This is a genomic window from Marinobacter sp. (assembly GCF_046484525.1).
Taxonomy (GTDB): domain Bacteria; phylum Pseudomonadota; class Gammaproteobacteria; order Pseudomonadales; family Oleiphilaceae; genus Marinobacter.
This window is the reverse complement of record NZ_JAWOIS010000062.1, coordinates 21,350-35,638: the sequence shown is the minus strand read 5'-3', so window position 1 is coordinate 35,638 and position 14,289 is coordinate 21,350. Positions and strand designations below refer to the sequence as shown.

The window sequence follows — 14,289 nt, the reverse complement described above, 5'->3', positions numbered from 1 at the left end:
TCTTTCACCGGATCACTCCCCCAAGCAGGGGCACGAAGTGCACGGGCTCAAGCACCCGCCGCTCAAAGTGCTCGCCACGGCGGACGACTTCCACCAACACCTGTTTCACCTCTCCGACCGGGGCAATCAGCACCCCGTTATCCGCCAGCTGCGTCAGCAGCTCTTTCGGCACGTCGACGGGTGCGGCGGTCACGATAATACCGTCAAACGGTCCCCGCTCCGGCCAACCCATGCCACCATCAGCGTGCTTGAGCAGGACATTGCGCACGCCCAGCTGCCGCAATCGGTCCCGGGCGCGATCTTGTAAAGGCTTGATGCGCTCCACGCTATATACTTCCTCGAACAGCTGCGACAGCACCGCCGTCTGGTATCCGGACCCGGTCCCCAGTTCCAGGATACGAGCCGGCCCGTGTTGATGCAGGATTTCGGTCATGCGGGCGACGATATAGGGCTGGGACAGGGTTTGCCCGTAGCCGATGGGAAGCGAGGTGTCCTCGTAGGCCCGATGGGCCAGTGCCTCATCCAGGAAGATGTGACGGGGTACCTCACCGATAACCTCCAACACCCTGTCGGATTCGATCCCGGATTCCCGCAGCCGGTGCACCAGGCGCATCCGGGTGCGCCGGGAGGTCATTCCAATTCCCTGGAGCTGGGCACTCATGACGACAGCCCTCCGTCGGACACCAGTTCCTCGACCCACTCCCGCAGCGGCACCAGCGCCTCATGGCGGGTCATATCAATGTGCACCGGGGTGATTGAGACATAACCTTCACGGACGGCATGGAAGTCGGTACCGGGGCCGGCGTCGCCCCCCTCTCCGGCCGCACCGATCCAGTACCTCTGCTTGCCCCTGGGACAGGTCATGGGCACCGCCCCTTCGGCACGCTCCCGGTGGCCGAGGCGGGTGACCCGAATACCGGCCAACTGCTCCCAGGGCAAATCGGGAACATTCACATTCAGGATCGAGCGGGGGCCGAGCTGAAGCGGACGGTCCTGTTCCAGGAGTATGCGGACAATCCGCGCGGCGGTCCCGTAATGGAAATGGCCATCGTTCACCAGGGACACCGCAATTGCCGGCAAACCCAGGTGACGTCCTTCGGTAGCGGCAGCCACCGTACCGGAATAAATGATGTCATCACCCAGGTTGGCGTGGGTATTGATACCGGACACCACGCGATCGAAGGATTCCTCGAACAGACCATTCACCGCCAAATGCACGCAATCGGTAGGCGTGCCATCCACGGAATGGAAACCGTTGGGATGCTCCTCAACGGTGAGAGGCCGATTCAGGGTGAGTGCGTTACTCGCACCGCTGTGGTCCCGGTCCGGGGCCACGACTTCAAGATATCCCAGGCCCTGAAGCCCCTCATAGAGGGCAACAAGCCCCGGCGAATGCACACCATCATCATTCGATAACAGAATTCGCACAGTGTTCTCCGCTAGCACTTTTTATTCGTTATGACGGCCGAGGCTCATGTCGTCCAGCTCGAAAATATCGCCCAGCACGGTGGTGGCATACTGGCCAGGGGGCAAAACAAAACGAATCTCAAGGGTATTCTCGCCCTGCCATTGCCAGTCCAGCTCCTGCGGCTGAGCGACCAGTGGCCGACGTTCCGGCTGCATCCGCGTGGCAGCGAACAACCGCTCAAGCCCGGGCCGCTGCCCGACCACTTCCCGCTCCAGGGTTTCCTGGTCGTTGGTTGCGGTGGTCCCGCCATCGCCCCACATCGGTCCTGTGGGCCCCGAGGCGCTGTCTCCTGGCTCTCCCGTCAGGCAGGTGGTCCAGCTACCATTTGATACCCGAGCGGCAAGCACTTCGTTGAACAACCAGGATCGCGCCGCCGAAAAGTACAATACGTTTTTCGATCCGTCCCTGCCACCTCGGGAACCACGTTTTGAGCGACCTGCCCGGCGGTTCAGCTGCGAGGGGTCAATTTTCAGGGCCCGGTCGAGGTTGCCACCATCACGGCCAAAGCGCTGCGGCCCGAAGTAATTGGGCGCGCCCTGCTCACCGAGGCGATTCAATGCCTCGTCAATCTCCGCCTTCTGACCTTTGATGTTCCTCAGCACGATGGTAAACCGGTTAGCCGAATGCTCCCCACGCCGCAATTTCCGGGGTGCCCTACCCGACGCCAACACGCGCCAGTGCATGGCCACATCCCGGATAAAGTCATCGTCTGAGGCTTCCATACCCGGGCGGTAGAGACTAAACCACTGGGTGGTCACCGCATGGCGATCCTTGAGACCACAGAACCCCACATCAAAACCGCGACAACCGGCCATGCGCGCCAACTGCCTGGCCACAAACTCGGTGTTATCACCCGTCTTCTTCAGAAGGAGGCAAAGGTGCTCACCTTCTCCGGGAATCAGATCAGAAACCGCCAGGACTTCCTCGACCCGGAAATCCTCGGGAACACTCTTCAGCTGCGCCCTCGCGACCCGACCATGACTGGCGGGCCAGTCCAGGCGCCATTGACCGCGTGCAGTATCGCCGTTACTCACGTATTCACCGGCTCAAGCAGACAGAACGCCTGACAGGCAATCCCCTCGCCCCGGCCGGTAAAGCCCAGCTTCTCCGTGGTGGTCGCCTTGACACTCACCCGGTTCGCGGCAACCCCGAGATCTTCAGCAATGTTCAGACGCATGGCCTCGACATGCGGTGCCATCCTCGGCGCCTGGGCGATGATCGTACTGTCCACGTTCACCACCTCGTAGCCTTCGTCACGCACCCGGGCCATAACCCGGCGCAGCAGATCCCGGCTGTCCGCACCCGCCCACTCGTCACTGGTATCCGGAAACAGATGGCCGATATCGCCCAAGGCAACGGCCCCGAGCAGCGCATCCGCCAGGGCATGGAGCAACACATCCCCATCAGAATGCGCTTTCAGGCCCTGACTGTGAGGAATCTGGACACCACCAAGAATGACGGAATCACCTTCGCAAAAGGCATGGACATCAAAGCCCTGACCAATCCGCATGCTGTTCTCCGGAACGTTGAAAGGAATTTCGGGCGGAACCGGTCACAACCGGCTCAGGATAAAACCGGCCAGTGCCAGATCTGACGGAACCGTAATCTTGATATTATCCGGCCGCCCTTCCACCAGAACCGGCATGTTACCGGAAAATTCCATCGCAGAGGACTCATCCGTCACCCTATGCCCGGCATCCAGACACGCTTCCAGCGCCCGGATCAGCGCCCCGAACCGGAACATCTGCGGCGTCAACGCCCGCCACAACCTGCTACGATCCACCGTCGCCTCAACCTCCGGCGGCTGGCCGTCGTCGGCTTGCTTCAACGTATCCGCCACCGGAGCCGCCAGCAGCCCGCCAATGGGGTGCCCGGAAAGGGTATCGATAAGGTTTGCCAGATCATCAGGGTGAACACAGGGCCGGGCAGCATCGTGCACCAGCACCCAATCGTTCTCATCGGCCTGCTCCTGCAACGCATGAAGCGCCGAAAGCACCGAATCGGCACGTTCCTTGCCACCGGTGCAGCTCTGGATACGGTCATCGTTGACCGCCTCGGTATCCGGCCACCAGTGGTCCTGGGGGCTCAGGGGGACCATGCAGCCAGAAAAATCGGCATTATCGAGTAGGCGGGAAAGAGTAATATCGAGAATGAAACGGTTCGACAGCGTCAGGTACTGTTTCGGCACTTCTGACTTCATGCGCTTGCCGATGCCAGCGGCGGGGACAACAAGCCAAAAATTCGGGATAGTCATGTGGTATACGCACTCAGCTGGGAGAGTGGCGGGGGTATTCTTTCCGGGAATGTCTGTGGCCAAGGATGGCCACAGTCAAGCGCACATGGACGTGCTCGTAGCGTTTCCCGGAAAGAATACCCCCGCCGCTCAGTGCTCCCAAGCGGAAGATCAATTCTCAACAACCAGGAAAAAAGTCTCGTCCTCGCGAATCAACCCAAGGTTCATCCTGGCCCGCTCCTCCAACGCCCCCTGCTCACTGCGCAGGTTCCGCACCTCCGCATACAGGCGATCATTACGGGCCGCCAATTCGGAATTCTCCGCACGCTGCTCGGCAATCGACTGTTCCAGGGACCACACCTGCGCAAAGCTACCCTCCCCAACCCACAGGCGCACCTGCAGCAGGAGAATCAACACAACCATGATGGCCCAAAGCGACTTCATTCCAATTCCGTCGGAGAAATAACCGTTCAAAAATTCAACACTGGCTAATGAGTATAGACCTTAGAGTAGATTAACAACAAATTCCTCTAACTAATTGTACAAAAAGGCCATCGTGTCTGAATTTTCATCCAGACCGCGATGGCCTTAACATTGTCTTACCTACCGGCCCGCCCCGGCAAGCAATTTTTTACCGCCGGACCTCAGCCCTGACCTTTGATCTCACTCAGGCCACGGTAAGGCGCCTTGCCATCCAGCACCTCTTCAATGCGCAGCAACTGGTTGTACTTGGCAACACGGTCGGAACGGCACAGGGAACCGGTCTTGATCTGGCCCGCACAGGTGGCAACCGCCAGATCCGCGATAGTGGTGTCCTCGGTCTCACCGGAACGGTGGGAGATGACCGCGGTATAACCCGAATCCTGGGCCATCTTGATGGCATCCAGGGTCTCGGTCAGGCTGCCGATCTGATTGAACTTGATCAGGATCGAGTTACCAATGCCCTTGTCGATACCCTGCTGGAGGATCTTGGTGTTGGTCACGAACAGATCGTCACCCACCAGTTGAATCTTGCTGCCCAGTTTGTCGGTCAGCACTTTCCAGCCGTCCCAGTCGCTCTCGTCCATACCGTCTTCGATGGACACAATCGGGTAACGCTCGCACAGGCCCGCCAGGTAATCGGCAAAGCCCTCGGAATCGAAGCTCTTGCCTTCGCCGGAGAGCTGATACTGGCCGTCCTTGTAGAACTCGGAAGAGGCACAGTCCAGGGCGAGGGTTACATCGGTACCCAGCTTGTAGCCCGCCTTTTCAACCGCTTCCTTGATCACAGCCAGTGCCGCCTCGTTAGACGGCAGGTTCGGGGCAAAACCACCTTCATCACCGACTGCGGTGTTCAGGCCCTGTGCCTGCAGGACTTTCTTCAGACTGTGGAAGATCTCCGCGCCAACACGAAGGGCTTCGGAAAACGTCTTGGCAGAAACCGGCTGAACCATGAACTCCTGGATATCAACGTTGTTATCCGCGTGCTCGCCACCGTTGAGGATGTTCATCATGGGAACCGGCATGGAGTACTTGCCGGAGGTACCGTTGATGTCTGCGATGTGCGCATACAGCGGCCTGCCCAGAGAGATCGCCGCAGCTTTGGCCACTGCCAGAGAGACCGCCAGAATGGCGTTGGCGCCAAGGTTCGCCTTGTTCTCGGTGCCATCCAGCTCCAGCATGATGTTGTCCAGACCTCGTTGGTCAGCCGCATCTTTGCCAACGAGCGCGTCACGGATCTTGCCGTTCACGGCTTCAACCGCTTTCAGAACACCTTTGCCAAGGTACCGGGACTTGTCGCCATCACGCAGCTCCAGAGCCTCCCGGGAACCGGTTGAAGCGCCGGAAGGTGCGCACGCACTTCCGATTGTTCCATCTTCGAGGATAACGTCTGCTTCGACAGTGGGGTTACCACGGGAATCCAGAACCTCGCGGCCCTTGATGTTGGCAATCTTGGTCATTCTTCTCTGTCTCCAAGTTCGTGTTCAATTTTGGGAGTCAGAGCGAGCGGGAACGGCCCTGCGAAAACCGCTACAAGCACATCCATGTGCGCTTGTTTCGGGCCATCCCTGGCCCTCTACATTTTCGCAGGGCCGTTCCCGCTCGCTCCCATAGTCCGTATGAAACGCCAACACCGCCAATCAGGCGGTGTCGATAGGTTTAAAACTTTTCACCAGGTCATCCACGGCTTTGACCCGCTCCAGGAATGACTCAAGCTGGCTGAGCCGCAAGGCGCAGGGGCCGTCACACTTGGCCTGGTCTGGGTCCGGATGAGCCTCCAGGAACAGACCGGCCAGTCCCTGGGACATACCCGCCAGAGCAAGATCAGTAACCTGGGCACGTCGACCACCGGCCGAATCGGCGCGGCCACCCGGCATCTGCAGGGAATGGGTTACGTCAAACATCACCGGCACGTTCATGGCCTTCATGATGCCAAAGCCGAGCATGTCCACCACCAGGTTGTTGTACCCGAAGCTGCTGCCACGCTCACACAGGATCACCTTGTCATTACCGGCTTCCTCACACTTGGTGATGATGTGTTTCATCTCCTGGGGTGCGAGGAATTGGGCCTTCTTGACGTTGATCACCGCGCCGGTTTCAGCCATGGCGACCACCAGGTCCGTCTGGCGGCTCAGGAAAGCCGGCAGCTGGATGATGTCGCAGACCTCGGCAGCCGGGGCCGCCTGTGCCGGCTCATGGACATCAGAGATGACCGGCACGCCAAACTTGCTCTTGATGTCCGCCAGGATCTGCAACCCCTTCTCAAGTCCGGGACCACGGAAAGAGTGCACGGATGAGCGATTGGCCTTGTCGAAAGATGCCTTGAACACGTAAGGGATGCCGAGTCGACCACAGACATCCACGTAGGTTTCAGCCACCTCGAAGGCAAGCTCCCGGGACTCGAGTACGTTCATACCGCCAAACAGCACGAACGGTTTGTCGTTGGCGACCTCGATGCCCGAGACGTTTACCGTGCTCTGCGCCATACTCAGGACTCCTTCTTATGCGCCAGAGCCGCTCCAACAAAGCCCTTGAACAGCGGGTGGCCGTCCCGGGGCGTGGAGGTGAATTCCGGGTGGAACTGGCAGGCAACGAACCACGGGTGGTCCGGAGCTTCCACTACTTCCACCAACTTGCCGTCGCTGGAGCGGCCGGAGACCTGCAATCCTGCACCCTCAAGGGCGGGCAGGAAATGGTTGTTCACCTCATAGCGATGACGATGACGCTCGCGAATGGTCTTCTTGCCGTAACAGTTGGCAATGGTGGATCCCTCAGTCAGGACACAGTCCTGCGCACCCAGACGCATGGTACCGCCCAAATCGGATTCCTCGGTGCGCTCTTCGCGCTCACCGGTGGCATCCAGCCATTCGGTAATAAGACCCACCACCGGCTCCGGGGTATGGGTGCGGAATTCCGTGCTGTGAGCGTCTTTCAGGCCGGCAACGTTGCGGGCGTATTCAATCACGGCTACCTGCATACCCAGGCAGATCCCCAGGTAGGGCACCTTGTTTTCGCGGGCATACTGTACGGTCCGGATCTTGCCTTCAACACCGCGCTCGCCGAAACCACCGGGCACCAGGATCGCATCGGCGGATTCCAGCACGCGGGTACCATCACGCTCGATGTCTTCGGAATCGATGTAGTTGATATTGACCTTGGTGCGGGTCTTGATGCCCGCGTGCAGCAGGGACTCAATCAGCGACTTGTAGGCATCCAGCAGCTCCATGTACTTGCCGACCATGGCGATGGTCACTTCCTGCTCCGGATGCATCAGGGCATCGACCACGCTGTCCCACTCGCCCAGATCTGCGGCGCGTGCATCCAGACCGAACCGCTCGATCACCAACTGGTCCAGGCCATGCTCGTGCAGCATGCGCGGAATCGCATAGATGGATTTGGCGTCCTGGAGCGGAATGACGGCGCGCTCTTCCACGTTGGTGAACAGCGCAATCTTGCGACGGGAGCTGGCATCCACCTCGTGCTCGGAACGGCACAGCAGGATATCCGGCTGCAGACCGATGGAGCGCATTTCCTTGACGGAATGCTGGGTCGGCTTGGTCTTGATCTCGCCGGCAGTGGCGATATACGGAACCAGGGTCAGGTGCATGAACAGGGCCCGCTGAGGACCGACTTCAACCTTCAGCTGACGGCAGGCTTCCAGGAACGGCAGGGATTCGATGTCACCCACGGTGCCACCGATCTCGATCAGTGCCACATCCACGCCTGCGGCACCTTCCACCACCCGGCGCTTGATTTCATCGGTGATGTGGGGAATGACCTGCACGGTACCGCCCAGGTAGTCGCCACGCCGCTCCTTGCGGATCACTTCTTCGTAGACGCGACCGGTGGTGAAGTTATTACGGCGGCCCATCCGGGTGCGGATGAAGCGCTCATAGTGGCCAAGGTCCAGATCGGTTTCCGCGCCATCTTCGGTGACAAAAACCTCACCGTGCTGGAACGGGCTCATGGTGCCGGGGTCTACGTTGATGTAGGGATCCAGCTTGAGAATGGTGACCTTCAGGCCGCGTGCCTCGAGGATGGCTGCCAGGGAGGCAGACGCAATACCTTTCCCCAAGGAGGACACGACACCGCCGGTGACGAAAATATAACGCGTCATGCAGATTCCGTGATTATCTGGTTCGGTGAAGGAGGGAGATTGTTCATCTCAAGATGGGACGCCAGACTAACAGAAAGCCCCCCCTGACTCAATCACAATCCTGCTCCACAATCAGCCGCCAGCCGGCGGCAGGGGCGCTTCCCGAGTATTGTCCACAACACCACAAATCGCCAATTCCGATCAGGGTTTCGCCCTCCCCATCCCGACTGAAAACCAGCGGAATACGTGGCCTCTCCCAGGGTGGAACGCCCTGCTCCTGAAGCCATTTTTTGACCTTCCTGCCCCGCCCCCCCGGCACCGGATGGAAACGCTCGCCGCCCTGCCTCGTAGATACCCGTATTGCCGGCGGACCCTGTTTCTGGCCAGCGGCAGGAAGCAGCCGGATCCTCCAGCCTCCCCAGCAGAGTGGCTCCTCAGGCACAAGCTCTGCGCTTGCTGCCTCCGGTCCGGGCCGGTCGGGAACCAGGTACAGTCGGCCCCGGAAACGACGGATAGCAAAACCCGCACCGAGCAGTTCCGGCTCACCGTCTTCCCGGGCATCAATCAGATCCGAGATAACCTGCCCCCAGTCCTGTATCGACGGCAACTCATAACCGGAAGTCTGGATCCACCAGCGCAACAGGTTTTTCTGTTCCGGGAGCGGCAGCTGGTTCAGGCGTTCGGTGCATGGATGCCGGCCATCAGGCGCACAGTCGTGCCACTGGATCTCCGCCAGCCGGTCGGTCAGGGCCACCTGTTCGGTACAGGCAGCCGCGGTATGCCTGAGCCTGGCATTCAGGCCGGGCCAGCGTTCCTTGAGTTCAGGCAGGACTTTATGCCTGAGGAAATTCCGGTCGAAACGTTCGTCGACATTACTCGGATCCTCAACCCACTCCAGACCGGCCTCATTGGCCCAATGGGACAACTGCGCACGGTCGAACTCAAGCAGTGGGCGCACCAGTCGCCCTGCCCCCAATGCCCGCTCACGGGGCATACCCGCCAACCCCCGGACGCCCGTGCCACGGAGCATCCTGAACAGTACTGTCTCGGCCTGGTCGTCGGAGTGATGGGCCATCAGCAGCAAATCACCGGCTTCCAGGATCTCCTCGAACACGGCGTAGCGGGCGTGGCGGGCGGCCTCCTCAATGCCACCGGCGCTGCCCTCGGCTTTCTCTGTCCTGACATCCACCCGGCGCACGAGCAATGCAATGCTCAGAGCCTCACAGGTCCGTCGACAGAACTGCTCGGATTGCTCCGAATTGGCCTGTAACTGGTGATTGATGTGAACAGCGCGAAGATCGGGACTGCCGGGAAAACAGCAGGCTGCCAAGTGCAGTAGCAGGGTGGAATCCAGACCGCCGCTGAAGGCGATCCAGAGTCTGTTGTGCGCGGGGAGTGACCTGACCGAAGCGCAGAGTGCCTCCGGCCAGGCAAAACCGGGGACGGGCTTACCGCCCGTCGTCATAGCGGGTCAGCCGCTCGTAGCGGCGGGACACCAGCTCGTCCAGGGGCAGCCGGGAAAGTTCCGTGACGCCCTTGGTCAGGGTTTCGCGGAGGGATTCCGCCATCTTTTCCGGATTGCGGTGGGCGCCACCCAGCGGCTCGGGAATAACGTTGTCCGCCAGCCCGAGATCCTTGAGTCGGTCTGCCGTCACACCCATGGCCTCGGCAGCCTGGGCTGCGTATTCCGCGCTCTTCCAGAGGATGGAGGCACAACCCTCCGGTGAAATTACCGCATAGGTGGAATACTGAAGCATGTTCAGTTGGTCGCAGACGCCGATTGCCAGCGCGCCACCAGAGCCACCCTCGCCAATCACCGTGGAGATGATAGGGGTTTTCAATCGGGACATCACGGCGAGGTTGAACGCAATCGCCTCACTCTGGCCCCGCTCCTCGGCACCGATACCGGGATAGGCACCCGGGGTGTCGATGAAGGTCAGAATGGGCATCTTGAATCGTTCGGCCATCTCCATCAGGCGCAGGGCCTTGCGGTACCCCTCGGGGCGGGGCATGCCAAAGTTGCGCCTGACCTTGTCCCTGACTTCACGGCCCTTCTGATGGCCGATAACTATGACCGGCTTGTCGCCCAAGCGTGCGGTACCGCCAACAATGGCCTGGTCATCCGCGTAACGGCGATCCCCGTGCAGCTCGTCGAAATCATCGAAAATCATCTCGATGTAATCGAACGTGTAGGGCCGGCGCGGGTGCCGGGCCAGCCGGGCAATATCCCAGGGCTGCAGGTTCGAGAAAATGCTCTCCGTGAGACTGACGCTCTTCTTCTTGAGGCGGCTGATCTCATCGGTGATGTTGATGTCTGTGTCGTTGCCGACCATGCGAAGCTCTTCAATTTTGGCTTCCAGGTCGGCGATCGGCTGTTCAAAATCCAGGTAATTAGGGTTCATGATGTTCCATCATTTTGATTTGCCTGACGACCCGACGGGCCGCCAAAACCAGAATTTGGGACAAAGATAGCAGTGCATAAAGGCCGGCTAAAGCGGACATTGGTCTTAATCATAGACCAGTTCAACCGATTGGTCGCCCACCAGGTACCGGAGTTCCAGCAACAGGTTATCGTCCGGCTGCACCCGCCAGGACTCTCCCAGCTCGATACGGGTCCGGGCCTCGGGACTGCGATACTCGATCCACACCGGACTACCTTCGCAGCGGAAGGGCCGCAGGGTTTCATCCAGCTTGTCCAGCAGACCGTTCTGCAGTTGATCCGCCGCCAGCTCCAGTTTCAGCCCCCGGCTGAACTGTTGCCGGGCGGTGGCCACGTCCATCACGGAGTTGACCCGCATTTTCATCTGCCCGGAGTAGTCATCGTGACTGACCTGCCCTTCCACCACAATAACCTGGTCCGATTGCAACAACTCCCGGTTCTCAAAGAAGGTCTCGGAGAACAGGGTTGCCTCGATGCGGGCGCTGCGGTCGTCCAGGGTAATGAAACACATGGTCGAGCCGGTCCGGGTTTTCATGGTGCGCTGTGCAACCACCAGTCCTGCCACACGCTGGGGTGCCTTGTTCGGTTTCAGGTCGGCTATGGATGAGCGGACGAACCGGCGCACCTCCTTCTCGTACTCATCGAAGGGATGACCGGTCAGGTACAGGCCAAGGGTATCCTTCTCACCCTTGAGACGTTCCTTTTTCGGCCACTCACGGACGTGAGCCACATCGGCGTAGGCATCGCCATCCTCGCCACCGGCCTCGAGCATTTCACCAAACATGTCCATCATGCCCACGGCATCGTTACGGGACTGCTGGTCTGCCTGCTGCACCGCCTTGTCGATGCTCGCCATGAGCTGGGCCCGGCCGGGGCCGAGTTTGTCCATGGCCCCGGCACGGATCAGAGCCTCCATGGCCCGCTTGTTGACCTTCTTGAGGTCCACCCGCCGGCAGAAATCGAAGATATCCTCGAAAGGACCGTCCTCGGCCGCCGCCACGATACTGTCAATCGGGCCCTCACCCAGGCCCTTGATAGCGCCAAGACCGTAGACGATCTGGCCATCATCGTTGACGGTAAAGGTGTAGGCGGAACGGCTGACGTCCGGCACCAGCAGGTCCAGCTTCATGTTCCGGCACTCTTCCACCAGCGTCACCACCTTGTCGGTGTTCTGCATATCGGCGGTGAGTACCGCGGCCATGAACTCGGCCGGGTAATGGGCCTTGAGCCACAGGGTCTGGTAGGACACCAGGGCATACGCAGCAGAGTGCGACTTGTTGAAGCCGTAACCGGCGAACTTTTCCACCAGGTCGAAGATGTTCTCGGCCAGGGTCTTGTCGATAGCGTTCTTTTCACAACCGTCCAGGAAAATGGCTTTCTGCTTGGCCATCTCCTCCGGTTTCTTCTTACCCATGGCGCGGCGAAGCATGTCCGCGCCACCCAGGGTATAGCCGGCCATGACCTGGGCAATCTGCATGACCTGCTCCTGGTACAGGATGACTCCGTAGGTGGGCTCCAGTACCGGCTTCAGACCCTGGTACTGGTAATCCGGGTGCGGATAGGACATTGGCTGCCGGCCATGCTTCCGGTCGATGAAGTCGTCCACCATGCCGGACTGCAACGGGCCCGGGCGGAACAGCGCCACCAGGGCGATCATGTCTTCCAGGGAATCCGGCTGCAGGCGGCGGATGAGATCCTTCATGCCGCGGGATTCCAACTGGAACACCGCCGTGGTTTCGGCCCGCTTCAGCATCTCGAAGGAGGGCTTGTCATCCAGCGGGATGGTGCTGATATCCAGGACACCCTCGCCAAGCTTTTCCCGGCGCGGGTTGATCATGTTCAGGGCCCACTTGATGATGGTGAGGGTCCGCAAACCCAGGAAGTCGAACTTCACCAGGCCGGCGTCTTCCACGTCCCCCTTGTCAAACTGGGTTACCAGGCTTCCGCCCTCGTCATCACAGTAAAGCGGCGAGAAGTCGGTAATCTTTGTGGGGGCGATAACCACACCACCGGCGTGCTTGCCTGCGTTCCGGCAGACACCTTCGAGTTTGAGGGCCATTTCCCAGATTTCCTGGGCTTCCTCATCCTGCTCCAGGAATTCCTTGAGCTGGGGCTCCTGCTCGATCGCCTTTTCCAGGGTCATACCCACTTCGAACGGAATCAGCTTGGACAGCTTGTCCGCCAGACCGTAGGACTTGCCCTGAACCCGCGCCACATCTCGCACCACCGCCTTGGCAGCCATGGTACCGAAGGTGATGATCTGGGAGACCGCCTCACGACCGTACTTCTCGGCGGTATAGTCGATCACCCGGTCGCGGCCTTCCATGCAGAAGTCGACGTCGAAGTCGGGCATGGATACCCGTTCCGGGTTCAGGAACCGCTCGAACAGCAGGTCGTATTCCAGCGGGTCCAGATCGGTGATCAGCAGAGCATAGGCCACCAGGGAACCCGCACCGGAACCCCGGCCGGGGCCTACCGGCACGCCGTTGTTCTTGGCCCACTTGATGAAGTCCATCACGATCAGGAAGTAACCCGGGAACCCCATCTGGGTGATGATATCCAGCTCGAAGTTCAGGCGTTTGTAGTAGGCTTCCCGTTTCTGATCGTATTCCGGGTCGTCCTTGCTCAGGGTTTTCGCCAGGCGCGCTTCCAGGCCCTCTTCAGACACATGGCGGAAATATTCGTCCATGGTCATGGCGTCGGGGATCGGATAGTTGGGCAGGAAATACTCGCCCATGCGCACTTTCACCGAGCAGCGACGGGCAATTTCCACCGTATTTTCGACCGCCTCGGGGATGTCCGAGAACAGCTCGATCATCTCCTCGGCACTGCGCAGGTATTGCTGGTCACTGAACCGGCGTTCCCGACGGGGATCGTCCAGGGTCCGGCTTTCACCGATGCAGACCCGGGCCTCGTGGGCCTCGAAGTCATCCGCCTCCAGGAAGTGGACATCGTTGGTGGCCACCACCGGTAAGCCCAACTCTGCCGCCAGCTCCACACTCAGGTGCAGACAGTCTTCATCACCCGCCCGCCCGGTGCGCTGGAGCTCCAGGTAGTAACTGTCCGGATAGAGGTTCATCCAGTATTCGGCGCGCTCACGGGCCAGCTCGGGCTTGCCCGCCAACATCGCCTTGCCGACATCGCCCAGTTTGGCCCCGGAGAGCGCGATCAGGCCCTTTGCCCGTTCTTCCAGCCAGCTTCGCTGGATGATGGGTTTGCCGAAGCGCTGACCGTCGGTGTAGCCGAGGGAGATGATTTCCGTAAGATTCAGGTAGCCGTCGTTGTCCCGCGCCAGCAGCGTCAGGCGGAACGGGTTGTCCGGCTCGTCCGGGTTTTCCAGCCACAGGTCGGCGCCGATAACCGGTTTGACACCGGCACCGGTGGCCGCCTTGTAGAAACGCACCAGCGAGCACATATTGGACTGCTCGGTCAGTCCCACTGCGGGCATACCCAGCTCGGCGACTCGGCTGATCAGGGGTTTCACCCGGACCAGTCCATCCACCATGGAGTATTCGGAATGTACGCGAAGGTGTACGAAGGTTTGCGCCATAATATGAGGCTGTTCCTGCTTG

The 14,289-nt window shown here is 60.1% G+C and carries 12 protein-coding genes; all 12 read right to left on the bottom strand.

Translation table 11 applies throughout. From position 1 onward, the window contains the following. Nucleotides 1–4 precede the first annotated feature (4 nt). On the bottom strand, nucleotides 5–661 hold the full coding sequence (locus R6W86_RS13360; RefSeq protein WP_410329862.1) for a protein-L-isoaspartate(D-aspartate) O-methyltransferase: 657 nt from the start codon (nucleotides 659–661) through the stop codon (nucleotides 5–7). Further along, the gene (gene surE / locus R6W86_RS13355) at nucleotides 658–1,428 is read right to left on the bottom strand and encodes a 5'/3'-nucleotidase SurE (RefSeq protein ID WP_410329861.1); all 771 of its coding nucleotides are present in this window, start codon (nucleotides 1,426–1,428) and stop codon (nucleotides 658–660) included. The genes R6W86_RS13360 and surE overlap by 4 nt, the downstream gene beginning before the upstream one ends. A gap of 21 nt (nucleotides 1,429–1,449) precedes the next feature. After that, nucleotides 1,450–2,502, bottom strand: a complete 1,053-nt coding sequence (truD, locus tag R6W86_RS13350) for a tRNA pseudouridine(13) synthase TruD (RefSeq protein WP_410329860.1) — start codon at nucleotides 2,500–2,502, stop codon at nucleotides 1,450–1,452. Next, nucleotides 2,499–2,978 (bottom strand): 2-C-methyl-D-erythritol 2,4-cyclodiphosphate synthase, encoded by a 480-nt coding sequence (ispF, locus tag R6W86_RS13345; RefSeq protein WP_410329859.1) that lies wholly within the window; start codon nucleotides 2,976–2,978, stop codon nucleotides 2,499–2,501. Before ispF ends, truD begins: the two co-directional genes overlap by 4 nt. Nucleotides 2,979–3,020: 42 nt before the next feature. Continuing rightward, complete coding sequence (ispD, locus tag R6W86_RS13340) at nucleotides 3,021–3,722, bottom strand: 2-C-methyl-D-erythritol 4-phosphate cytidylyltransferase (protein WP_410329858.1); 702 nt, start codon at nucleotides 3,720–3,722, stop codon at nucleotides 3,021–3,023. Between the two features lie 150 nt (nucleotides 3,723–3,872). After that, nucleotides 3,873–4,145, bottom strand: a complete 273-nt coding sequence (locus tag R6W86_RS13335) for a septum formation initiator family protein (RefSeq protein WP_410329857.1) — start codon at nucleotides 4,143–4,145, stop codon at nucleotides 3,873–3,875. A 200-nt stretch (nucleotides 4,146–4,345) separates the two neighbouring features. Then, nucleotides 4,346–5,641 (bottom strand): phosphopyruvate hydratase, encoded by a 1,296-nt coding sequence (gene eno, locus R6W86_RS13330; protein ID WP_410329856.1) that lies wholly within the window; start codon nucleotides 5,639–5,641, stop codon nucleotides 4,346–4,348. A gap of 180 nt (nucleotides 5,642–5,821) precedes the next feature. Beyond that, nucleotides 5,822–6,667, bottom strand: coding sequence for a 3-deoxy-8-phosphooctulonate synthase (gene kdsA, locus R6W86_RS13325; protein ID WP_410329855.1), 846 nt, complete (start codon nucleotides 6,665–6,667; stop codon nucleotides 5,822–5,824). Between the two features lie 2 nt (nucleotides 6,668–6,669). Next, the gene (locus R6W86_RS13320) at nucleotides 6,670–8,298 is read right to left on the bottom strand and encodes a CTP synthase (protein ID WP_410329854.1); all 1,629 of its coding nucleotides are present in this window, start codon (nucleotides 8,296–8,298) and stop codon (nucleotides 6,670–6,672) included. 88 nt (nucleotides 8,299–8,386) lie between these two features. Continuing rightward, complete coding sequence (tilS, locus tag R6W86_RS13315; protein WP_410329853.1) at nucleotides 8,387–9,742, bottom strand: tRNA lysidine(34) synthetase TilS; 1,356 nt, start codon at nucleotides 9,740–9,742, stop codon at nucleotides 8,387–8,389. After that, entirely contained in the window at nucleotides 9,726–10,679 is a 954-nt protein-coding gene (accA, locus tag R6W86_RS13310; protein ID WP_410329852.1) for an acetyl-CoA carboxylase carboxyl transferase subunit alpha, read from the bottom strand. Before accA ends, tilS begins: the two co-directional genes overlap by 17 nt. A gap of 105 nt (nucleotides 10,680–10,784) precedes the next feature. Continuing rightward, nucleotides 10,785–14,267 (bottom strand): DNA polymerase III subunit alpha, encoded by a 3,483-nt coding sequence (dnaE, locus tag R6W86_RS13305; protein ID WP_410329851.1) that lies wholly within the window; start codon nucleotides 14,265–14,267, stop codon nucleotides 10,785–10,787. Nucleotides 14,268–14,289: the final 22 nt, after the last annotated feature.

Bases quoted from the DNA above. Each gene is read 5' to 3' on its own strand.
- R6W86_RS13360 (WP_410329862.1), bottom strand. From the start codon at position 661: ATGAGTGCCCAGCTCCAGGGAATTGGAATGACCTCCCGGCGCACCCGG.
- ispF (WP_410329859.1), bottom strand. From the start codon at position 2,978: ATGCGGATTGGTCAGGGCTTTGATGTCCATGCCTTTTGCGAAGGTGAT.
- ispD (WP_410329858.1), bottom strand. From the start codon at position 3,722: ATGACTATCCCGAATTTTTGGCTTGTTGTCCCCGCCGCTGGCATCGGC.
- R6W86_RS13335 (WP_410329857.1), bottom strand. From the start codon at position 4,145: ATGAAGTCGCTTTGGGCCATCATGGTTGTGTTGATTCTCCTGCTGCAG.
- eno (WP_410329856.1), bottom strand. From the start codon at position 5,641: ATGACCAAGATTGCCAACATCAAGGGCCGCGAGGTTCTGGATTCCCGT.
- kdsA (WP_410329855.1), bottom strand. From the start codon at position 6,667: ATGGCGCAGAGCACGGTAAACGTCTCGGGCATCGAGGTCGCCAACGAC.
- R6W86_RS13320 (WP_410329854.1), bottom strand. From the start codon at position 8,298: ATGACGCGTTATATTTTCGTCACCGGCGGTGTCGTGTCCTCCTTGGGG.
- tilS (WP_410329853.1), bottom strand. From the start codon at position 9,742: ATGACGACGGGCGGTAAGCCCGTCCCCGGTTTTGCCTGGCCGGAGGCA.
- accA (WP_410329852.1), bottom strand. From the start codon at position 10,679: ATGAACCCTAATTACCTGGATTTTGAACAGCCGATCGCCGACCTGGAA.
- dnaE (WP_410329851.1), bottom strand. From the start codon at position 14,267: ATGGCGCAAACCTTCGTACACCTTCGCGTACATTCCGAATACTCCATG.